Annotated in this window: 20 protein-coding genes; 10 read left to right on the top strand and 10 right to left on the bottom strand. The window is 75.0% G+C overall.

The window, feature by feature from the left end; genetic code table 11:
• Window positions 1-6: 6 nt before the first annotated feature.
• From SJY06_RS07555 to SJY06_RS07545, 3 genes are read right to left on the bottom strand one after another with little or no spacing between them, the layout of a single operon-like run.
• On the bottom strand, window positions 7-3309 hold the full coding sequence (locus SJY06_RS07555; protein WP_380166208.1) for a UvrD-helicase domain-containing protein: 3303 nt from the start codon (window positions 3307-3309) through the stop codon (window positions 7-9).
• On the bottom strand, window positions 3306-6716 hold the full coding sequence (locus SJY06_RS07550; protein WP_380166206.1) for a PD-(D/E)XK nuclease family protein: 3411 nt from the start codon (window positions 6714-6716) through the stop codon (window positions 3306-3308). The genes SJY06_RS07555 and SJY06_RS07550 overlap by 4 nt, the downstream gene beginning before the upstream one ends.
• A gap of 44 nt (window positions 6717-6760) precedes the next feature.
• The gene (locus SJY06_RS07545; RefSeq protein ID WP_380166204.1) at window positions 6761-7162 is read right to left on the bottom strand and encodes an MGMT family protein; all 402 of its coding nucleotides are present in this window, start codon (window positions 7160-7162) and stop codon (window positions 6761-6763) included.
• A gap of 115 nt (window positions 7163-7277) precedes the next feature.
• Here SJY06_RS07545 and SJY06_RS07540 point away from each other — a divergent pair, with 115 nt between their 5' ends.
• From SJY06_RS07540 to SJY06_RS07530, 3 genes are all read left to right on the top strand, one after another.
• Entirely contained in the window at window positions 7278-8573 is a 1296-nt protein-coding gene (locus SJY06_RS07540) for a histidine kinase (RefSeq protein ID WP_380166202.1), read from the top strand.
• Between the two features lie 77 nt (window positions 8574-8650).
• A complete protein-coding gene (locus tag SJY06_RS07535; RefSeq protein ID WP_380169685.1) occupies window positions 8651-9289 on the top strand; it encodes a response regulator in 639 nt (212 codons plus the stop codon).
• A 506-nt stretch (window positions 9290-9795) separates the two neighbouring features.
• Window positions 9796-10212, top strand: coding sequence for a hypothetical protein (locus tag SJY06_RS07530; protein ID WP_380166200.1), 417 nt, complete (start codon window positions 9796-9798; stop codon window positions 10210-10212).
• Between the two features lie 7 nt (window positions 10213-10219).
• On the opposite strand, the gene moeZ is transcribed toward SJY06_RS07530, so the two are convergent.
• Window positions 10220-11416: an adenylyltransferase/sulfurtransferase MoeZ gene (gene moeZ / locus SJY06_RS07525; protein WP_380169684.1), complete on the bottom strand. Its 1197-nt coding sequence runs from the start codon at window positions 11414-11416 to the stop codon at window positions 10220-10222.
• Window positions 11417-11690: 274 nt separating this feature from the next.
• On the opposite strand from moeZ, the gene SJY06_RS07520 reads away from it, so the two are divergent.
• Window positions 11691-12704: a hypothetical protein gene (locus SJY06_RS07520; RefSeq protein WP_380166198.1), complete on the top strand. Its 1014-nt coding sequence runs from the start codon at window positions 11691-11693 to the stop codon at window positions 12702-12704.
• 221 nt (window positions 12705-12925) lie between these two features.
• On the opposite strand, the gene SJY06_RS07515 is transcribed toward SJY06_RS07520, so the two are convergent.
• From SJY06_RS07515 to SJY06_RS07505, 3 genes are all read right to left on the bottom strand, one after another.
• Window positions 12926-14014 carry a hypothetical protein gene (locus tag SJY06_RS07515; RefSeq protein WP_380166197.1) on the bottom strand — a complete coding sequence of 363 codons (1089 nt, stop codon included), beginning with the start codon at window positions 14012-14014 and terminating at the stop codon, window positions 12926-12928.
• A gap of 75 nt (window positions 14015-14089) precedes the next feature.
• A complete protein-coding gene (locus tag SJY06_RS07510; protein ID WP_380166195.1) occupies window positions 14090-14668 on the bottom strand; it encodes a dihydrofolate reductase family protein in 579 nt (192 codons plus the stop codon).
• A gap of 539 nt (window positions 14669-15207) precedes the next feature.
• Window positions 15208-15570: a hypothetical protein gene (locus SJY06_RS07505; protein ID WP_380166194.1), complete on the bottom strand. Its 363-nt coding sequence runs from the start codon at window positions 15568-15570 to the stop codon at window positions 15208-15210.
• 77 nt (window positions 15571-15647) lie between these two features.
• On the opposite strand from SJY06_RS07505, the gene SJY06_RS07500 reads away from it, so the two are divergent.
• The 5 genes from SJY06_RS07500 (at window position 15648) to SJY06_RS07480 (ending at window position 17416) form a co-directional block, all read left to right on the top strand.
• Window positions 15648-15989: a hypothetical protein gene (locus tag SJY06_RS07500; protein ID WP_380166193.1), complete on the top strand. Its 342-nt coding sequence runs from the start codon at window positions 15648-15650 to the stop codon at window positions 15987-15989.
• Between the two features lie 39 nt (window positions 15990-16028).
• On the top strand, window positions 16029-16157 hold the full coding sequence (locus SJY06_RS07495) for a hypothetical protein (protein WP_380166191.1): 129 nt from the start codon (window positions 16029-16031) through the stop codon (window positions 16155-16157).
• Window positions 16157-16792, top strand: a complete 636-nt coding sequence (locus SJY06_RS07490; RefSeq protein ID WP_380166189.1) for a TetR/AcrR family transcriptional regulator — start codon at window positions 16157-16159, stop codon at window positions 16790-16792. Before SJY06_RS07495 ends, SJY06_RS07490 begins: the two co-directional genes overlap by 1 nt.
• Window positions 16793-16878: 86 nt before the next feature.
• Window positions 16879-17118 carry a DUF3107 domain-containing protein gene (locus tag SJY06_RS07485; protein ID WP_380166187.1) on the top strand — a complete coding sequence of 80 codons (240 nt, stop codon included), beginning with the start codon at window positions 16879-16881 and terminating at the stop codon, window positions 17116-17118.
• 34 nt (window positions 17119-17152) lie between these two features.
• Window positions 17153-17416: a hypothetical protein gene (locus tag SJY06_RS07480; RefSeq protein ID WP_380166185.1), complete on the top strand. Its 264-nt coding sequence runs from the start codon at window positions 17153-17155 to the stop codon at window positions 17414-17416.
• Window positions 17417-17425: 9 nt separating this feature from the next.
• Here the strand turns inward: SJY06_RS07480 and SJY06_RS07475 are convergent, their stop codons facing one another.
• Entirely contained in the window at window positions 17426-18082 is a 657-nt protein-coding gene (locus tag SJY06_RS07475; protein ID WP_380166183.1) for a ferritin-like fold-containing protein, read from the bottom strand.
• 42 nt (window positions 18083-18124) lie between these two features.
• On the opposite strand from SJY06_RS07475, the gene SJY06_RS07470 reads away from it, so the two are divergent.
• A complete protein-coding gene (locus tag SJY06_RS07470; RefSeq protein WP_380166181.1) occupies window positions 18125-19783 on the top strand; it encodes a DEAD/DEAH box helicase in 1659 nt (552 codons plus the stop codon).
• Window positions 19784-19899: 116 nt separating this feature from the next.
• On the opposite strand, the gene SJY06_RS07465 is transcribed toward SJY06_RS07470, so the two are convergent.
• Both SJY06_RS07465 and SJY06_RS07460 read right to left on the bottom strand, forming a co-directional pair.
• The gene (locus SJY06_RS07465) at window positions 19900-20652 is read right to left on the bottom strand and encodes a ParA family protein (protein ID WP_380166179.1); all 753 of its coding nucleotides are present in this window, start codon (window positions 20650-20652) and stop codon (window positions 19900-19902) included.
• Window positions 20653-20693: 41 nt separating this feature from the next.
• The gene (locus SJY06_RS07460; RefSeq protein WP_380166177.1) at window positions 20694-21533 is read right to left on the bottom strand and encodes a PHP domain-containing protein; all 840 of its coding nucleotides are present in this window, start codon (window positions 21531-21533) and stop codon (window positions 20694-20696) included.
• Window positions 21534-21556: the final 23 nt, after the last annotated feature.

The raw sequence follows: 21556 nt of genomic DNA, 5'->3' as shown, positions 1-21556 counted from the left end.
CGCAGGCTAGGACGCCGGCGCCTCCCCGCCGACGGCGCGCCCTAGCAGCCGGCCGAGCTCGCCCTCGTCCGCCAGCCGCGGGGGTCGGACGGTCGTCCCGGCCACGCCGCTGCTGCCGTACCAGAACGCCGCACCCACCCGCTCGAGGGGCAGGTCGTGCAGCCGCGCCACAGCGAGTCGGTACACCGCGAGCTGCACCCCCCGGGCCTCGGCCGCCGGCCCGGTCGGCGGCCGACCCGTCTTCCAGTCGACGACGTCGAGGTCGAGGCCGGGCTCGACGGAGCGGACCACGGCGTCGACCCGGCCGCGCAGCACCACCCGCCCCGCCGGCGTCTGCAGGGGTGTGGCGAACGGCACCTCGACACCGACCACGTCGGCCACCGCCCACTCGCTGGCCTCGAACCGGGCCTTGAGCTGCTCGAGCTCGTGGTCGTCGGCCTCGGCGTCGTCGGCCGCACCGATGAGCTCCTCGGGCTCGAACAGGCCGCGTCGCGGGCCGCTGCGCGACTCGACCCACTCGTGGAACCGGCTTCCTCGCCGCGCCTGCCGGTAGGGGCGGCGGGGCACGGGGCGCACCAGGTCGGCCAGGGCCGCCTCAGGGTCCTCCGCCAGCGCGACGGCCTGTGACGCGGACAGGTGGTTGGGCACCACGGGGACGGCACCGGCGGCCCGCTCGGCGAGCAGGACGTCGACCAGCCGTTCCCAGGTCCGTACCACCGGGTCCGCATCGGACGCCTCCGCCGCCCCGGACGCCTCCGCCGACCCGAGCGCCTCCACCGACCCGGGCACCTCCACCGGCCCGGGCACCTCCATCGCACCGGACGCCTCCACCGCACCGAGGGCCTCCGCCGCGGCCAGCACGGCGTCCGCACCCGCCCGGACCTCCGTGGGGGCGGCCGGCGCCGGCCAGGGCAGCTCGAGCTCGGGCACCTCGCGCGGGTTGACGAGGTCCGAGTCGTCCCCGGCGGGCTCGTGCCAGGACAGCGGCACCGCACCCGCGTCGCGGGCCTCGAGCAGGAACGGGGACGGCTCGCGCGGCTTGCTGCCCGTGGCCCACCGCGCCCCGGTCACCAGCAGGGACCGCCGCGGCCGGGTCAGGGCGACGTAGGCCAGGCGCCGCTCCTCGGCCGCCGCGTGCAGGCCGGCCTCGGCGCGGAACTCCTCGTGGAGCCGGCGCCAGTCCGGCTGGGACACCGCGGCGTGGGGCCGCCACACCGGCAGGGAGTCGACGTCCCCGCGCGCGGGCCACGGCAGCTCGCCGTTGCCGCTGAGCCAGCCTGCCGCGGGCCGGCCGGACGCCTCGCGCACCGGGAACCCACCGCCCACCAGGTCCACCACGGCCACGTCGTCCCACTCGAGCCCCTTGGCGGAGTGGATGGTGATGATCTGCACCGCAGCCGGGTCGGGGGCCACGTCGACGACCTCCAGGCCGCGCTCGTCCTCGCGAGCGGCGTCCAGCCAGCCGAGGAACCCGGCCAGGGTGGAGGTGCCGTCGACGTCCACGTAACCGGCCGACTCGGCCACGAACCGGTCCAGGACACGGCGCCCCTGACGCGGGTCACCCGTCGCGGCCAGCACCTCCACGTCGACGGCCGTCGCGGACACCGCGGCCAGGACGATGTCGACCACGGGCCGGTGCAGGCTCTGCCGGACCCGCGCCAGCACGCCGGCCAGGGACGCGCACCGGGCCCGACCCGCCTCGCTGAGGCGCCGCCCGCGCGGTGAGGTCCAGCCCGGCTCCGGCAGCAGGTCCAGGGCGTCGACCAGCGAGGCGGCGTCGCGGTCGGCGCCGGCGAGCTCCCGCGCCCGGTCCGCCAGCGCGTCCAGGTCGGCCGGCGCCAGCGGCCAGCGGGGACCGCTCAGCAGCCGCACGACGGCGTCGCCCCGGCCGGGGTCCGCCGCGGCCGTGAGCACCGACACCAGGTCGACCACCTCGGGCTCGTCGACCAGCCCGCCCAGGCCGAGCACCACGACCGGGACGCCGCGGGCCCGCAGCGCGTCCTCGAACCGGCTCATCTGGCTGCGGCGGCGGCACAGCACCGCCTGGGTCGGCACGGCCCCGGCGGTCGACGCGGCGTCCCGGCGCCCGGCGAGCCAGTCGGCCACCAGGTCGGCCTCGTGCTCGACGGTCTCCACGTACGCCGAGCGCACCCGGCCGGGCTGGGCACCGGGCGCCGGACGCAGCACGTCCACCTCGAGCCCTCCCGTGCCCCCGGGCCCGGGCCCCCGCAGGCCCGCGGACACGGCGTTGGCCACGTCGAGCACCAGCGCGGGGTTGCGCCAGGACGTCGACAGGGTGAAGCGGGCGGGCGGGCCGCCGTCGGCGCTGCGGAAGTGGCGCAGGAACCGGCCCAGGGTGCCCGAGCTCGCCCCGCGCCAGCCGAAGATCGACTGGTGCGGATCGCCGACCGCGGTCACGGGGTGCCCACCGCCGAACAGCGCCGCGAGCAGGTCGGTCTGCACGGCCGAGGTGTCCTGGTACTCGTCGAGGAACACGACCCGGTGCTCCGCGCGCAGCTGCTGGGCCACCTCAGGGAACCCGGCGACCTCTGCGGCGAGCAGCACCTGGTCACCGTGGTCGAGCATCCCGGCGGAGCGCTTGCGACGGGTGTACTCGACCAGCAGCGGCACCAGGGCGTGGCGCCGCTGCAGGACCTCCAGGACCTCCTTCTCCTTGAGGGTCTTGAGGAAGCCGGCGTCGTGCTGACGACGCAGCAGGTCGACGTGCTCCTCCAGGCTCGCGGCCAGTGCCTGCGGGCTCACCCGGTGCTCGGCGCACTGCCCGGCCAGCGACAGGACGGCGTCGGCGACCTGCGTCGGGCTGAGCCCGATGTCCAGCGGGTGCGCCCAGTCCCGGACGACGGTGTCGACCAGCTGGTGGCAGGCCGCCTCCCCCAGCAGCCGGACGTCGTCCAGGTGCAGCCGGGCGGAGTGGGTGGCCACCAGGTCCGCGGCGAAGGAGTGGTACGTCCTCGCCTGGGGCCGCTCGACCAGGACGGACACGTCCGGGCGGCCGTCACCGGCCCAGGCCTGCATCCGCTCGACGGCGCGGGTGACGCGCTCCTCGAGCTCGCCGGCGGCCTTGCGGGTGAACGTGAGGCCCAGCACCTCGTCGGCGCGCACCTGGCCGGTGCCCACGAGCCACGCCACGCGCAGGCTCATGGTCTCGGTCTTGCCGGACCCGGCCCCGGCCACCACGAGGGCGCTGTCCAGCGGGGCCGTGACCACGGCCCGCTGCTCGTCGGCCAGGTGGTAGCCCAGCCCCAGCGCCCGCTCCAGCTGCTCGACGTCCTGCAGGTGCACCGTCACGAGGCCTCCTCCGGGCCGTCGGGACCGGCCGGGGGCGGGGTGCGCCGACCCTCGGCCGTGGTCGGGCAGCTGCTGCGCACGGGGCAGCGCGGGCAGGCGCTGCTCGGCCGGGCCACGAAGGACCCCGCGCGCATGTCGCGGCCCACCGCGCGGACCCGGTCCCGAACCTGCTCCAGGGTGTCCTCGTCGGGTGCGGGCTGGGTCTTCTCGGTCGCGGCCTTCTGCGGCCCGCCCACGAACAGCAGGAGCCCGCCCGCCGGACGGCCGTCGACGTCGGGGAGCGCGCCCGACGCCACCGCCAGCTGGTACAGCTGCAGCTGCGGGTTGTCCCGGGCCTCGGCCGCCGTCACCGCCGTCCGGCCGGTCTTGAGGTCGACGACCCGGACCCCGCCCTCGGCGGTCAGCTCGACCCGGTCGACGGTGCCGCGCACGGTGACGTCGTCGACCTGGTAGCTGAACGGCACCTCGCTGCCCAGGACCCGGACGCCGCTGCCCCGCTGCTCGGCCGCCCAGACCGCGAGCTTGGCGATCATCTGCTCGACCCGGGCACGCTGGAAGCCCGACACCCAGCCGTCACCCAGCTCGAGGCCCTCCCAGCCGTGCTCGACGACCTGGCGCAACGACTCGGCGTCGGCGTCGGGGACCTGCTCCAGGGCCGAGTGGACCAGGGTGCCGAGGCCCTGGGACGTCTCTCGCGGCAGGGTGCCGCCGCTGCTGGTGAGGTACCACTGCAGGGGGCAGCGCAGGAACCGCTCCACCGCCGACGGCGACACCCCGAGGTCGGCGACCTGCCGCTCGGGCCCGGCCCCGGGACCGGCCAGCCAGGACCACTCGCGGGGGTGGGCGCCGCGCACGCCCGCGGCGCCGAGCCGGGCCAGCAGCCGCGCGGCGGCCTCGGCGCGGGGCCCGGCCACCACCTCGCGCCGCAGCGCCGCCGTCACCTCCACCAGCGTCGACCCGGGTCCCGGGCCGGCCGGCTCGAGCACCGCAGGGTCGCGGTCGGCGTCGGGCTCGGCGTCGGGCCCCCGGGCAGGGCCGGCTGCGGGTGCGGGGGCCACGCCGAGGTCCAGCTCGCCCTGCACCAGCACCTCCCGGGCCGGCGGCGTCCGACGTCGCGACACCGACGGGACGGTCACCAGGTCCGTCCCCGCGGCCCCGGCGACCAGGCGGCACAGGTCGCTCGGCCGGGTGGTCGCGTCCTCCGCCGCCGTCACCACCAGCTCGTCGACGGCGCGGGACACGGCGACGTGGAACAGCCGCAGCTCGTCCAGCACGACGTCCCGGCGGGCCTGGCGACGCAGCTCCGCGTAGCGAGACGCCCCGGCGGCCGACCCGCCGACCCCCGCCACGTCCCCGGCCGGGGCCGGGGTGCCGGAGCGCAGCACCTCGACGAGGTCGGTCAGTCCCAGCAGCGAGCCCCGCAGGCGGGGGTCCGGCCACACGCCGTCCTGCACCCCGGCCACGACCACCACCCGCCACCGCTCGCCGACCGCCCCCGCGGGCGTGGTGACGGTGACGGCCTCGAGCGGACCGTCACCGCCCAGCCGGTCGTCGCCGACCGCGCGCGAGCGCAGGTGGGCGACGAACCCGCCGACGGTCCCCCGCGGGTTGCGGTCGACCCAGGCCGAGGCGGCGTCGAACAGCGCCATGACCGCGTCCAGGTCGGCGTGGGCCCGGACGGCGTCCGGGCCGCCCCGCAGCGCGGTCCGGCGCCACCGCTCCGCCAGCCGCAGCCGGTCCCACAGCTGCCACAGCGCGTCCTCGACGCCGTCCGGCACCGCACGGGCCCCGGCCGCGAGGACGTCGGTGACCCGGACCACGGCGGCCACCACGGCCGGCGGGAGACCGGCGAAGGCGGCGCCCGCGAGCGGCACGGCGGCCTCGCCGCGCAGCACCGCCGTCACCGCGTCGCAGACCCCGGTGAGCGCCTGGGCCCCCGACACGGCCCGGCCGTCGTCCGGCCGGGCCGCCGCGCGGGCCTGGACGACGAGGCGGCGCCAGCGGACGGGGTCGCCACCACCCAGCGGGCCCACGCAGAGCCGCTCGAGGGTCTCGGGGTCGAGCCGCTCCGGGTCGGCCGCCACCTCCAGGGCGCTCAGCAGCAGCGAGACCACCGGCTCCTCGCGCAGCGGGGCCCGCACGCCGGGGGCCCGCACGGGTACCCCGGCCCCCTCCAGGGTCCGGCGCAGCTCGTCGGCACCCCGGACGCTGCGCACGACGACGGCCATCTGCGACCACGGCACCGGGTCCTCCTCGCGGTGGCGGCGGTGACGCAGCTCCCCCGCGACCAGCACGGCCTCGTCGGCCCGGTCGTGCCCGACCAGCAGGCCGACCCGGCCGCGGTCGTGGCCGAGACCGCGGTCGGGGCCGGTCGTCTCCGGCGGCGGGACCGGCGCCCAGGCCGGGGCGCGCACCCCGTGCAGCTCGCGGGCCACCGCCGCCTGCACGCGCTGCAGCAGCGGCGCGCGGCGGACGGGCCGGGCGACCTCGGTGACGTGCACCGGGGCGCCGGGCTCGCCGAGCCACCCCGCGGCCCGCTGCAGCAGGCCGGGGCTGGCCCCGCGGAAGGTCTGCGTGGCCCCGTCCGGGTCGCCCACCACGAGCAGGTCGCCCACGACGTCGGCGGCCTCCCGGACGAACGACCACGCGGCCGGGGTGAGGTCCTGGGCGTCGTCGACGCCCAGGTGCCCGACCTGCTCGGCGAGCCACTCGCCGAGGCCGTTGTCGCGATCGGCCAGCAGGTCCGCGGCCACGGCGACGATCGAGGCGGGGTCGTGCGCCTCGTCCCCGCGCAGCCCGGCCACCTGCTCGGCCTCCAGCAGCACCTGCGCGGCCGCCACCCACTCGGGCCGTTGGTGCCGGTCACCGAGCTCGGCCAGACCGGCGGGCGCGACGCCGTGCTCGACCGCGCGGGCCGACATCTCACGCAGCTCGTCGCGGAACGCCCGGGTCAGGCGCAGCCGCTCGTCCAGGTGCGGCGGCCACGCGGGCGCGCTGCCGTCCTGGGCGTGCCCGGCGAGCAGGTCCGCGATGGCCTCGTCGCGCTCGCTGGCCGTGACCAGCCGCGGCGGCCGGGTCCCGGTGCGCAGCGCGTGCTCGCGCAGCAGGGCCCAGGCCAGCGAGTGCGGGGTGCGGGCGACCCGGTCGCCGCGGGCCCCCTCCACCTGGTCCTCGACCGCAGCACGCACCCGGTCGGCAGCACGACGAGACGGCACCAGCACCACCGGCCCCGGACCCTGGTCCCCGCTGCGGCGCAGTGCCCAGGACACCAGCGCCGTCGTCTTGCCGGTACCCGGCCCGCCCAGCACGACCTGCCGGCCGCCCCGGTGCACGACGTCGGCCAACGGCCCCGTCACCTCGGCCCCGGCGCCACCCCCGGACGACCCCTCGACCGGCGGCGCCACCACCGCCGGTGCCGCCGTCTCTGAAGCCGTAGCCGTGATCGCCCGGCTCACCCGTCGTCCCCGTCGGGCAGCCAGTCGGGCGTGTGCAGCTCCGCGAGCGCCGCCGTCAGGTCGACCCGCCGCCCCGAGCGCCGCAGCGGGGTGCCCTCCTGCTGCCACCGGTCCAGGGCCGTGCCCGGGTCGCAGACCGGGGGCGAGCCGTCGGCGGGCAGCACCCGCCACCACGCGACCGCCGAGCCGTGGCTCGCCATGACGGCCCCGACCGAGCGAGGGCCGCCGCCCAGCCCGGCCTCGGCCAGAACCTGCGCGACCCGGCCGTAGGTCGTGACCCGCCCGGACGGCACCTGGTCGACCACGTCGAGCACGGCCTCGGCGTACTCGCCGAGCTCGGGCCCGCCTGCGTCCGGGCTGGGCGCGTCCGGGCTGGACGCCTGCGGGGAGAGAGCCACGGGAGCAGCATGCCCGCCCGGCCGGACACAACGGCGGCCCGGGGGGTTCCCCCCACCCGGGGTCGACGTGCCCGCCGCACTGCGCGGGCGCCTCGGCTGCTCCTACCGTCATGGCATGACCCCGGCCACCACCGACACCCCCGCCCGACGTCCCGGTGTGGGACGCGTGTGGCTGCTGGGCTGGCCGGCCCTGGTCCACCTGGTCCTGGACCTGCTGCTGGCGGTGGTGTTCCTGACGGTGGTGCTCAGCGCGGTCGGCACCGCGCTCGGCTCGATCACGCTGGTCGCTCTGCCCGTGCTGGTGCTCACCCTGCTGCTGGCGTTCGGCATGGTCGGCGCCGAGCGATGGCGGATCGCGGTGTTCCTGCGCACCTGGGTGCCGCCCATGGAGCGCCGGCCGCCGCACCTGCCGGCCTGGCGGCGCATCGGCCTGGACCCCCGGCCGTGGCGGTCCCTGCTGTACCTGACGCTGATGGGGCTGTGGGGCCTGACCGGAGGGCTGCTCGTCACCACCCTGCTGGCCGGGTCGCTGGTGGCGCTGGCCGCGCCGGCCCTGCCGGACGGCGCGGTGCTGCTGGGCCGGGAGGTGGCGCCCTGGGTGCCGTGGCCGGTCGCGGCCGGCGGCGCGGTCCTGCTTCTGCTCATGCCGTTCCTGGGCTGGGTGCTCGGCCACGTCGACGTCGCGCTGGCCCGGCTGGCCATCAGCTCCGACCCGGCGGCCCGCGAGGCCGCCCTGAGCGCGCGGGTGGAGACCCTGACCGAGACGCGCGAGCGGGCGGTGGACTCGGTCGAGGCCGAACGACGCCGCATCGAGCGCGACCTGCACGACGGCCCGCAGCAGCGGCTCGTGGCCATCGCGATGGACCTGGGGCTGGCCAAGCAGCGGCTGAGCACCGACCCGGGTGGGGTCGAGGAGCTGCTCGACCGTGCCCACGCCTCGGCCAAGGAGGCGGTGGTCGACCTGCGACGCGTCGCCCGCGGCATCCACCCGCCCGTGCTGACCGACCGGGGCCTGGACGCGGCGCTGTCGGCCCTGGCGGCCCGCTCGCCCGTGCCCGTGTCGGTGCACGTGCAGCCCGGCCCCCGTCCGCCCGCCCGGCTGGAGGCGATCGCGTACTTCTCGGTCTCCGAGGCGCTGACCAACGTGGCCAAGCACTCCGGGGCGACCTCGGCCCGGGTGGACGTGGAGACCCGCGAGGTCGACGGGCGCCCGGTCCTGCAGGCCACCGTCACCGACGACGGCCACGGCGGCGTCGACCCGCGCCGGGGCAGCGGGCTGACAGGCTTGCGCGACCGGGCCCGCGCGGTCGACGGCGAGGTCCTCGTGTCCTCCCCGCCTGGCGGGCCCACCGTGCTCACCGTCCGGCTGCCCCTGGCACCGGCACCGACCACCACCGGAGGACAGCCGTGAGCCAGCCGACAGGGCCGAGCACACCCACCGACCCGACCGCCCCGACCGGCGCGGCCGCCCCGCGCCGGCGTCTCGTCCTGGCCGAGGACAGCGTCCTGCTGCGCGAGGGCCTGGTCCGGCTGCTCAGCGAGAACGGCTTCGACGTCGTGGCCGCGGTGGGTGACGCCGAGACGTTCCTCGCCGCGGTGGCCCAGCACGCGCCCGACATGGTCCTCACCGACGTGCGGATGCCGCCGACGTTCACCGACGAGGGCGTGCGCGCGGCGCTGGTGGTCCGCGAGCAGTACCCGGACGTCGCCGTGGTCGTGCTCAGCCAGTACGTGGAGGAGAACTACGCCTCCGAGCTGCTGGCGGGCCGGGCCAAGGGCGTCGGCTACCTGCTCAAGGACCGGGTGGCCGACGTCGCCGACTTCGTCGAGGCCATGCAGCGCGTCGCCTCCGGCGGCACCGCCCTGGACCCCGAGGTCGTGTCGCAGCTCTTCGCCCGGGCCCGCCGGGCGGACCCGCTGTCGACGCTGACCCCGCGCGAGCACGACGTGCTCCGGCTGATGGCGGAGGGCCGTTCCAACTCCGGCATCGCCGCGGCCATGTTCGTCACCGAGGGGGCCGTGGAGAAGCACGTCTCGAACCTGTTCACCAAGCTCGACCTGCCTCAGGCCGGGGACGACCACCGCCGTGTCCTCGCGGTGCTGCGCTACCTCGAGCACGTCGACTGATCCGGAGCCCGTCATGTCGCTGCCCACGCCTCCCCCCGCGCCGCCCGCCTACGGGCCGCCCGCCTACGGGCCGCCGCCCCCGGGCTACGGCCCGCCGCCCCGCCTGCCTCGCCCGCCCGTGCCGACCGAGCGCCCACGGACGCCCTGGTGGGCCGCCGTGCTGGCCGGTCTGGGCGTGGTGGCCGTCGTGCTCACCCTGGCGGCGGTGGTCAGCGCGCTGGTGTACCAGGCCGCGACCCGGACCTCCGAGGTGGCCGTCGACGAGACGGGTGTCCGCGAGGTGCGCATCACAGGCGTCACGGGCAGTGCCGGCGTCACGACGGCACCGTCACCCGACGGCGAGGTCACCGGGACGGCCCGGCTGACCACGTCCTGGAGCGAGGCCGACGTCACGCTGGAGCGGCGCGGCGACGTCCTGCTGCTGGCCGCGGACTGCGACAACCAGAAGCTGGCCGCGCCGGTGCGAGATCGACTACGAGCTGCTGGTCGACCCCGGCACCGACGTCGTGGTCGACATGGTGACGGGCGGCTTCGAGGCGGACGGCCTCGCCGGCGACGTCGTGGTCGACATGACCACCGGCGGCGTCCTGCTCACGGACTCGTCGTCGCAGCAGGTCGACGTCCAGGTGACCACCGGCGGGGCGGCGCTGGAGTTCTCCGCCGCCCCCACCGACGTACGGGTGTCCACAGTGACCGGGGGCATCACGATCGGCCTGCCGGACGACGGCGAGGCCTACGCGGTCAGCACCGACGTCAGCGTGGGGGGCTCCGACGTCAGCGTGCCGACCGACCCGAGCTCGTCGCGGTCCGTCGAGGCCGCCACCACGGTCGGGGGGATCGACGTCCACACCGGCACGGTCGACGTCCACGGTGAGTCCTGGGAGGGGCGCCCCGGGCCCGGCTTCGGGCCGCAGGCGCCCTGAGCCGGGCTCAGTAGGACGGCTTGTCCGGCTCGACCTGGTCGACCCAGGCCAGCACGCCACCGCCCACGTGCACCGCGTCGGCGTGGCCGGCGCCCTTCAGGACGGCGAGCGCCTCGGCCGAGCGCGTGCCGGCCTTGCAGTGCAGCACCACCGGCGTGTCCTGGGGCAGCTGCTCCAGGGCCGCCCCGGACAAGAACTGGCCCTTGGGGATGAGCACGGAGCCGGGGATGCGGACGATGTCGAACTCGTCGGGCTCCCGGACGTCCACGAGGACGAAGTCGCGCTCTCCCCGCTCCCGCTCGGCCAGCATCCGCTCGAGGTCCCTGACGGAGATGGTCGAGTCGACCACGGCCGCGGACGCGTCGGCCGAGACCGTGCCGCAGAACGCCTCGTAGTCGATGAGCTCGGTGACCGGGGCGCCCTGCGGGTCCTTGCGCACCCGCACCTCGCGCCAGCTCATCTCGAGCGCGTCGAAGACCAGCAGTCGGCCCAGCAGGGTGTCGCCGATGCCCGTGATCAGCTTGATGGCCTCGTTGACCATGACGGAGCCGATGGACGCGCAGAGCACGCCGAGCACGCCACCCTCGGCGCAGCTGGGGACCATGCCCGGCGGCGGCGGCTCGGGGTACAGGTCGCGGTACTGCACGCCCTCCTGCTGCGCCCCGTCGGGGCCGGCGGGCGGCTCGGCCCAGAACACGCTGACCTGACCCTCGAACCGGAAGATCGACCCCCACACGTACGGCATCCCGAGCAGCACGCAGGCGTCGTTGACCAGGTAGCGGGTGGCGAAGTTGTCCGTGCCGTCCACGACCAGGTCGTAGTCGCGGAAGATGTCGAGCACGTTGGCGGAGTCCAGCCGGGTCTCGTGCACCCGCACGTCCACGAATGGGTTGATCTCGAGCACGGACTCCTTGGCGCTCTGGGCCTTCGGCTTACCCACGTCGGACTGGCCGTGGATGATCTGCCGCTGCAGGTTGGACTCGTCGACCACGTCGAACTCGACGATGCCGAGCGTGCCCACCCCGGCCGCGGCCAGGTACAGCAGCGCAGGGCTGCCCAGCCCGCCCGCGCCCACCACCAGCACCTTGGCGTTCTTGAGCCGCTTCTGACCCGCCATCCCGACGTCGGGGATGATGATGTGGCGGCTGAACCGGCGGACCTCGTCCACGGTCAGCTCGGCGGCGGGCTCCACGAGCGGGGGCAGGGTCACGGGTTCGGCTCCTCGGTGCGGCGGCGGCGGTCGTCGTGGTCAACCCGGATGTGGCCGGTGGTGTTCCGGGTCGGCCCTCGTGGCCCCGCGAGAGGCCCCCTTCCCGGTGACCATGATCGGGCGGGTCTACTGGGACGCCCGACCGCCGACGCTCTCGTCGCATCTGCTGTGACCAGCGGTCGTTTCGATAGCGGGTCGGCTAACGGACAGGGTGGGGTAGCTCGTCACTCCTGCCGCGGCCCTACTCGACGCTGTCAGACTGTTGTGCGTGAAGTGGAGCCTGCGGAAGCGACCGCCCTTGATCGACGTGGTCGAAGTCGCGACGCTGGCCGCGCAGGACGGCTTCAGCGAGCTCATCAGCACGGGAGTCGGCCCCGCAGGCGACCTCGTGTGCGTATGGGCCTCCACCGAGAAGCCAACGTTGCCGAGCCGTCGCCCCGACCCTGTCGACTCTGAGGAAGCCGATGGCCTACCGCTACGTCTCGATGGCCGGGCAGTGCTCCTCGCGACCTACGACAACACCGGAGCGCTGACCCACAGCACCGTCGTCGATCAAGAGATGCAGCTGAGCATCCCTCTGGTTCAGCCCATGGGTGGCAACGGCTACCTGGTGGTCGGGGGGAGCTGCGAGTGGCGCCCGGACGGGGTCGAGCAGAACGCCCGTGTCGTGGACGCGGACGGTCGCACGGTGCGGCAAGGCTGCCTGGGCGACGGCGTCCAGCATCTGCAGCGTGCTGCCGACGGGACCCTCTGGGTCGGCTACTCCGACGAGGGGGTGTTCGGCAACTACGGCTGGAACGACCCGGGCCCGCAGCCGCTGGGAGCGGCGGGCCTGGTGCAGTGGTCGGAGGAATTCGTCCCGCTGTGGGAGCACGACCAGGAGCCGTCCATCTACGACTGCTACACCCTCAACGTCTCCAGCCAGGCGGGGGTCCTCACGTGCTCGTACGACGAGTTCGCCGTCACGGTTATCGACAAGGGCAACGAGCGCAGCTACGCCACCCACAAGGTCGAGGGCCCTCGAGGGCTCCTGGTGGACGGCGACCGCGTCGTGCTCATCGGCGACTACAACAGCCCCGGGCTCGTCATCCAGGGACGACTGACCGAGGGCAGGTTCGTCGAGACGGGCCGGGCGCAGCTCGCGATCAGTGGCCAGCCGCTGCCTCCCGAGGTTGAGTTCCACTGCCGAGGTCCTGTGCTGGACTTGATCGTCGGCCAGCAGTGGCACCGCCTCGACCTCCGACACATGGAGCAAAGCGGCGACGCAGGCGGCCGGAAGTAGGCCACATCGATTACGGCGTTCCGCAGTCGCATCTGGTGGCGATCGGTCACCGGCACGCTCCGTATGCCGATCGGCAGATGGGATCGGCGGCTAGCGATGTCCTGCGAACAGTGGGGGCTGAGCTACCGGGCAGGCCCGCGTGACGGGCCAAGGACTCGTGCGGGTCTGCCGCTGCAGCCGCTTCAGCTCCTAGTGGATCACCTGCGGGGCACGAGCGTTTCTCAGATCGAGCTCGCTCGGAGGCCCGGCTGGTCGACGTCTCTTGTACGTCGACGCGTTGCGAGCCAGGCGAGAGCGGCCAGGAGCACCACGAGCAGTACGGCACCGATGTTCACCAGGTACGTCGTCGCCGTACGACCGCCGTCGACCGGCTCGACCAGCAACCCGCCGAGTGCCCGGGAGAGCAGTACGCCGACGGCGAGGCTCGTGACGTGGCGGATCGTCCATGCCCGACTTCTACCCCACAGCACGAGCAGGACCGACACGACCACGAGCCCCACGATGGTCGCGAACAGGGCCGGCCAGACGATCGACCAGGCGAGCGCGGACTCCACGGCCATGCCGAGGGGCAGCATCAGCATCGGGGAGGGCGCCCGCCAGGCACGCGCCGGCGGCGTACGACTTCCGGGTCCTTCCGTTCGCCGCAGCGCAATGCCCACCAGCGCCACCACGACGAGGAGAGAGACCATGAGCTGGGCCGTGGACAGTTGCCACCCCTCTGAGGAGACGTGGTCGCCGAGGACGAGCGCCGCCGCGACGAGGTAGAGGACGCCGAGGGTCACAGCCGACCAGCGGCCGAGCCACGACCGCCCACCGTCGCGCGAGACCACCGAGACGATCGCCAGCGGCGCACCGAACGAGCCCACGGTGTGGCCCAGGACGAACGCCACTGCGGCGTACGCCGAGAGGCCTGCAGCCGGGACGTAGGTCGGCTGCCAGAACTCGCTCCAGCCTTCGTAGTCGCGGTAGTCGGAATTGACGACGCTCTGGTCGATGACGACGGCCTGCAGGACACCGACCGCGGTGAGGATCAGCAGGAGTCCAGGCCAGCCCAGACTGCGCCGTACGGCCACCTCGCGTGCGAGCAGCGCCGGCGCGCCGTACAACGGCGCGAGCACCAGCAGCCCACCCAGGAGGCTCAGCAAGCTGATGGTGGAGGCGTCGTAGGCCGAGAGGTACTCCGCACACACCGGCGAAAGCAGCAGGACACCGCTGACCGGGAGCCAACGGGTCCGCACTAGCCCAGTTGAGCAGATCACGTCCCTTGACGTGGTGCAGCTCGTCGCATCTTGCTCTGCGATCAGGCTCATGATGCCGCCGCGTTGGAGCGCTGCGCCAGCAGAGGGTCAGGTCGGGACGGAGGCGCGGCTCAGGCGCGTGGCGGCTCAGTGCCGGGTCGGACGGTAGGTCAGCTCGTGGGTGTGCCCGTCCAGCGTGTGGCTCTCGAGCAGGTGCAGGTCGAAGTCGTCGGCTCCGGCGAGGACCGGGCTGGTGCCGGTGCGGCCGGAGATCACGGGGAAGACGGTGAGCTGGAGGCGGTCGACGAGACCGGCAGCCATCAGATCCCGGTTGAGCGACAAGCTGGCCTGGGACCGCAGCGGCACATCGGATTCCTCCTTGAGCCGGCGGACGATGTCGACGGCGTCACCGCTGACGATGGTGGCGTCGGGCCACCCGAGGGTGCCGGTGAGGGTGGAGGAGATCACTGTCGCCGGCGCGCGCAGGGTGCGCTGGTTCCACTCGTCCTGAGACAGGGGATCGTCCGCGGACACCAGGATCCCGGCGTTCTCGCGGAAGGTCGTGGCGCCGAAGACCATGCGCGGCAGGGGGTCGAACTGCTTCGCGCGGTGCCGGAGCAGCTCGGGTCCCTGCTTGCCCCAGTAGCCGCCCCAGTCGGCGCCCTCGGCGAAGGAGCCGAAGCCGTCGACGGTGGCGAACACGTCCCAGGTGTACGTGGCAGTCATGCCGTGTTCCTCTCGAGTCGGGTCTTCCACAAGGACCCGAGACCAGGCGAGTACTCATCGGTGGTGAGCGACCGTCCGCACCCAAATGCCCCGGGCGACAGGGCTGCCCAGACCCCACCGGCCGAGCGCTCGAGGCGGCAGAGCCCGGCGGTCCCGTCCTCCTGAGCGCCCGGGTACAGCCTCCCTTCCACCGACCAGCACACCCGCCAGCCCGTACGACCCAACGACAGGCGGAGCTGTCCGTCGAGGTCGTCGGACTCCCAACCCCGGCGCACGGCGAGCCCGAGCAGCCGGCCCAGGTCCAGGACGAGCCCGGCGACCAGGTCGGGCCGCGCGGGGTAGCGCTCCCGGAAGACCTGGGCGAACGGCTGGGCGACCCGGGCGCGCAGCGCCTCGTCCGGCCACCGGTCCCCCGCCCGTCCTCCCGGGCATCAGCCTGCCACCCGCTCCCGAACGCGCGCAGCGCCTGTCAGCCTGGCGGGCACCCCGCGGTCGGCTACCGGGCCGAACGCCCTCGGCAGCCGGGTCTCACCCTTCCTTCAGCCACCAGGGCGCGACGCACGCCGGCGTTCGACCTCAGCGGTCAGAGCAGGGGGCCAGGTGGCGATGAACGGTTGCACCTGCGGTTCCCACCAGCTCGAGTCCTCGACGAACGAGAGGGAGACGGCGTTGTCCACACGGTCGTCGCCGGTCACCAACGCCTGTTCCAACAGGCCCAGGCACCGCTGGAGGAGGCTGCCGTCGTCACGCTTCCACGCGTCGAAGGCGAACCGTCGCAGATCCCCGACCAGCAGATGCAGCAGGACCCCGTCGTTGTCGTCCAGATGCTCCGCGACAAGGCCCCCGGCCTCCGGCAGCTGCTCGACGACGCGAACCACGAAGCGTCCGGCCGTCATACCCACGCCAAGAAGGCTACGACTGAGGCGGCCGACGATCGAGGAACGTGGTCCCGGGGTGACGGTGCAGCGACACTTGGGGGGTGAGCGACGCAGAACGCGCCGAGCCGGTCTCCACGGCCTACCTGCCCGGCGGGTACCGAGGGACGTGCCCGGTGTGCGGGAGTCCTGCCCTGCAGGCCGCCCGCTACCCACGAGCGCTGTGCCTGGCGTGCACCGAGGCCGCCCGGTGCCAGGCTCACGGGCTCCCCGCAGCCCTGGGCGGTGAGTCCGGGTCCTTCTTCGGCGGCTTCGTGCCCGGTCACGTCGACGACCGAGGACGTTGGGAGCCCTGCACCGGGGACGGTGCCGTCATGGTCCGTGGCGTGCGCTGCAGACTGCAGGAGGCCCGCTTCGGCGGTTCCGTGGTCGAACCCGCTGACTGAGCAGCCTTCGCCTCGTCGGGAGTCGCCGATCCGCCGGACGTGGCCCGGCTCGGCCTGGCCCGGCGGGCGGTCGGGGCCGGGCTGTGCGACGCGGTGGTGCTGACCGTCGTGCCCCGCGCGCGGCTGCGGGCGCGTGCCGGGGCCGACCCGCCGGTACCCTCCCCGTGATGAGCAGCGCCGCCGCGGCCGACACCGCGGACCCCGCCCGGGGCACCCGCCTGTCCCGGCCCGCCCGGCGCAAGCAGCTGCTGGGCGCCGCGCAGGAGGTGTTCGTCGCCTACGGCTACCACGCGACCGCGATGGACGAGATCGCCGAGCGCGCCGGGGTCTCCAAGCCGGTGCTCTACCAGCACTTCCCCAGCAAGCTCGAGCTGTACCTGGCCGTGCTCGACCGCCACGTGGACGCCCTCGTCGCCGCGGTCAGCGACGCGCTGGAGGCCACGCACGACAACAAGCAGCGCGTCGCCGGGGTGACGAGCGTGTTCTTCGCCTTCGTCGACACCGACGGCGAGGCGTTCCGGCTGGTGTTCGAGTCCGACCTGACCAGCGAGCCGGCGGTCCGCGACCGGGTGGCCAGGATGACGGCCGCCTGCGCCGAGCCCATCAGCGTCGTCATCGCCGAGGACACCGGCCTGCCCGCGGAGCAGGCCCGCATGCTGGGCATCGCCCTGGTCGGGCAGGCGCAGGTCACGGCCCGCTGGTGGTTGACCAACGGCCGGCCGATCCCCCGCGAGGACGCCGCCCGGCTGGTGTTCTCGCTGTCGTGGCGCGGCATCCGGGGCTTCCCCAAGTCCGGGGTCTGACGCCCCACCCGTTAGGCTCGTCACCGCCCCGCCGGACCGGCGCGGCACACCGGGCGCGGCGCGCCCACCACTGCACAGGAGGCACCGTGGAGGTCAAGATCGGCGTGCGCAACGCCGGGCGCGAGCTGAACCTCGAGACGTCCGAGACCGCCGAGCAGATCGGCGCGACCGTGGCCAAGGCCATCGCGGACGGCGGCGTGCTGGAGCTCGTCGACTCCAAGGGCCGTCACGTGTTCGTCCCCACCGAGGCCCTCGCCTACGTCGAGACCGGCCCGACCGAGGTCCGCAAGGTCGGCTTCGGCACCCCGCCGCTCAGCGGCGCCTGAGGCCCGGCACCCCAGCCCGCCCGGGAGCACCCGCATGACCGTCGAGACGATCCTGTCCGCCGTCCTGGTGGGCGCCGTCCTGGGTGTGCTGGGGCGGCTTCTGGTGCCGGGCCGCAACCCCATCGGCTGCCTGCTCACCATCGGCGTCGGCATCCTCGCCGCCCTGGCCGGCACCGCCCTCGCAGCGACCGCCGGGGTGGACACCGACGGCTGGAGCTGGGCCGAGTTCGGCATCCAGGTCCTGGTGGCGGCCTTCGGCGTCGCCCTGCTGACCGGGTTCAGCCGCAAGCGCGGCTGAGACCGCCGGCTACTGGGCCAGGCCCAGCACCTTCATCCGCTCGCCGTGGCGGTCCATGATGCGGGCGAACATGTGGCCGATCTCGGCCAGGTCGGCCCCCGGCTGGTCCTCGGTCCCGACCAGCAGCGCCGCCAGGCCGTCCCGGTCCACGGCCACCCGCTGCGCCTGGCTCAGCGCCTCACCGACCAGCCGTCGCGCCCACAGCGCGAGCCGGCCCGCCAGCCGCGGGTCCCGGTCCACGGCCGCCCGGACGGCCCCGGCCACCACCTCGGTGTGCCCGGCGTCCTCGAGCACGCGGTGCACCAGGACCCGGGTCTCGTCGTCGACGAACGCCGAGATCTCGCGGTAGAAGTCGGTGGCGATCCCGTCACCGACGTAGGCCTTGACCAGGCCCTCCAGCCAGTCGTTCGGCGCGGTGCGGTCGTGGAACGCGTCCACCGGCGCGCAGAACGGCGCCATGGCCTCCTGCGGCTCGGCTCCCAGCTGCTCGATCCGCTCCGCGAGCGCCTCGTAGTGACGGAACTCGGTGGCCGCGACCTGGGCCAGCGCCACCTTGTCGGCCAGGCTCGGGGCCAGCTCGGCGTCGCCCGCCAGACGGCTGAACGCGGTCAGCTCGCCGTACGCGAGGGCGCCGAGCAGGTCGACGACGGGGGCGTGCGCAGCCATGCGGGCACCCTAGTCGTCTGTCACGGCTAGGATCGCCCCATAGTGACTGACCAGACCTTCGCCGACTTCGGCGTCCAGACAGAGATCTGCGCGGCCCTCGCCGGCGCGGGGATCACCCATCCGTTCCCGATCCAGGCGATGACCCTGCCGGTCGCGCTGCAGGGGGCCGACATCATCGGCCAGGCGAAGACCGGCACGGGCAAGACCCTCGGATTCGGCATACCGCTCGTGCAGCGCGTCGTGGGACCGGGCGAGCCCGGCTTCGACGACCTCGAGGCCCCCGGCAAGCCGCAGGCCCTCGTCGTCGCCCCCACGCGTGAGCTCGCCCTGCAGGTGGCCCAGGACCTGACGACCGCCGCCAAGCGCCGCGCCGTCCGCGTCACGGTCATCTTCGGCGGGCGTGCCTACGAGCCGCAGATCGACGCCCTGCGCACCGGCGTCGAGATCGTCGTCGGCACACCGGGTCGCCTCAACGACCTGGTGCAGCAGGGTCACCTCGACCTGAGCCGCTGCCGCCACGTCGTCCTCGACGAGGCGGACGAGATGCTCGACCTGGGGTTCCTGCCCGACGTCGAGCGGCTGCTCTCGCGCACCCCGGCCGGGCGACAGACGATGCTGTTCAGCGCGACGATGCCGTCCGCGATCGTGTCGTTGGCCCGGGCCTACATGACCCAGCCGACGCACATCCGGGCCCACGACCCCGACGACGACGGCGCCACCGTCAAGCTCGTCAAGCAGTTCGCCTACCGGACCCACCCGATGGACCGCATCGAGTGCCTGGCCCGGCTGCTGCAGTCCGAGGGCCGCGGCCTGACGATCGTCTTCACCCGGACCCGTCGAAACGCCTCCAAGGTGGCCGACGACCTGGTCGCCCGCGGGTTCGCTGCGGCGCCGATCCACGGCGACCTGGGCCAGGGCGCCCGCGAGCAGGCCCTGCGCGCGTTCCGCAACGGCAAGGTCGACGTGCTCATCGCGACCGACGTGGCCGCCCGCGGCATCGACGTCGAGGACGTCACCCACGTCGTCAACTACGAGTGCCCCGACGACGCGAAGACCTACATCCACCGGATCGGTCGCACCGGCCGGGCCGGGGCCGCAGGCACGGCGGTGACGTTCGTGGAGTGGGCCGACACCGTGCGCTGGACCGTCATCGCGCGCGAGATCGGCATCCCGTTCGACGAGCCGGTCGAGACGTACTCCACGTCGCCGCACCTGTACACCGACCTGCTGATCCCCGAGGGGACCACGGGTCGTCTGCCCCGGGCCGCGCGCACCCGCGCCGGCCTGGACGCGGAGGAGGTCGAGGACATCGAGGGCGCGCCCAAGCGCACCCGCGCCCCCCGTGAGGGCGGCCGCGACGGCGAGCGCGGCGGCCGTGGCGGCGAGCGCGGCGGCCGTGGCGGGAGCCGGGGCGGCGAGCGCTCCGGTCGCGGCGAGAAGCGTGACCAGGGTCCGGCCCCGGAGCGTGGCGGCGACCACCCCGCGGACGACCAGGGCACCACCCGGCCGCGCCGGCGTCGTCGGGCCGGCGGCTCGACCACCGTGCTGCTGACCGACGCGGGTCCCGTGGCCGTGGACGACGTCACCGCCACCCCGGTGGGCGACGGCGAGGCCGGGACCCCCCGGCGTCGACGTCGCCGCCGCAGCGGTCGCGGCGGCGAGGGCTCCGACAACGCGGCCAGTCCCGCGACCGTCGACTGAGCCGAAGCACCCGAGCGCGCAGCGCGTCGTCCCCGCCGGGACGGCGCGCTGCTCGCGTCAGCGGCCGGTCGGCCGTGCGGTCGGCAGTGCGGTCGGCAGTGCGGTCGGCAGTGCCGTCAGCGGCCGGTCAGCAGCGTGTCGGCGACGTCCCGGTAGGCCTGCGCGGCGGCCGAGCGCCCGGCCGTGGCCAGCACGCTGCGCCCCCGGGCGGGCGCCTCGGCCACCCGGACCGAGCGCGGCACGGGGCCCAGGACGGGCAGGCCGTACCGCTCCCCCAGGTCGGCCACGACCTGCCGGGCGTGCGAGGTCCGCAGGTCCACCATGGTCGGCAGCAGCCCCACCACGGTCAACGCCGGGTTGAGCTGCTCGCGGACGTCCTCGACGGTGTCCAGCAGCTGACCCACGGCGCGGTGGCCGAGCATCTCGGCCGTCAGCGGCACCAACACCTCGTCGGCCGCGGCGAGCGCGTTGAGCGTCAGCACGCCCAGGCTCGGCGAGCAGTCCAGGACCACGTCGTCGTAGTCGTCGGCCACCGCGGCCAGCGCGGTGCGCAGCAGCAGGTCCCGGTCGGCGCGGTCCACGACGGCAGCGTCGAGGCCGGCGAGCTCGAGCGTGGCCGGGACCAGGTCGACGCCCTCGGCCGTCACCACGACCGCGTCGGCCACGGCCCGGCCCAGGACGACGTCGTGGCTGCTCGCGTCCACCGCGTCGGCGTCCACGCCCAGGGCGAAAGTCAGGCAGGCCTGCGAGTCCAGGTCGACGAGCAGCACGCGTCGGCCCCGGTCGTGGAACGCCGTCGCCAGCGCGGCCGCGGTCGTGGTCTTGGCCACGCCGCCCTTCTGGTTGGCGATCGCCAGCACGCGGGACATCGCCCCATCCTCGCACCGCAGGGCGCGGGGGCCGGGCGGGGTCAGTGCCGCCCGCGCGCCGCTCCGGCGAGCAGCTGCTCGACCACGTCGTCGGGGGTCGTGTTCTCGCCCATCCGGTTCTGCTTGCCCGCGCCGTGGAAGTCGCTGGACCCCGTGCACAGCAGACCCATGTCCGCCGCCAGCGCCCGCAGCCGGGCGCGGGTCGGCTCGTCGTGGTCGCGGTGGTCGACCTCCAGGCCGACCAGTCCCGCCGCCGCGAGCTCGGCCACGACGTCGTCGGACAGCACGTCGGCGGCCGAGCGGGAGGCGGGGTGGGCCACGACCGCCGCGCCCCCGGCGGCGACGACCGCGCGGACGGTCTGCAGCAGGCCGGGCGCGCGGTAGCCCACGTAGTAGGGGCTGCCCTCGGCCAGCAGCTCGACGAACGCCTCGTCCCGGCTGGCCACCGCCCCCACCGCCACCAGCGCGTCGGCCACGTGGGGGCGACCGGGGGTGACCCCGACCGGCACCCGCGCCAGCACGTCGTCGGTCGACAGGCCCGGCACCACGGCCTGCAGCCGCTCGACGATCAGCCGCAGCCGGGCCAGCCGGCTGTCGACCGTGCTGGCCAGCGTCCGGGCCAGCGCCGGGTCGTCGGTCACGGCCCCGTAGCCGAGCAGGTGCACCGACCGGCCCCGCACCGCGGTGGAGATCTCCACCCCGGGCACCAGGTCCACACCCAGGTCCGCCGCCGCGCGGACCGCCTCGGCCAGGCCCGCCCCGGTGTCGTGGTCGGTCAGCGCCAGCCCGCTCAGCCCGGCGGCCGCGGCGGCCCGGACCACGTCGGCGGGGGCCGTGGTGCCGTCGCTGGCGGTGGAGTGGGTGTGCAGGTCGTAGGGCACGGGGACCGATGCTAGGGCCGCGG

Source organism: Jannaschia sp. R86511 (assembly GCF_042466345.1).
GTDB lineage: Bacteria > Actinomycetota > Actinomycetes > Actinomycetales > JBBAYJ01 > Aquipuribacter.
This window is presented reverse-complemented; position numbering and strand designations above follow the sequence as displayed.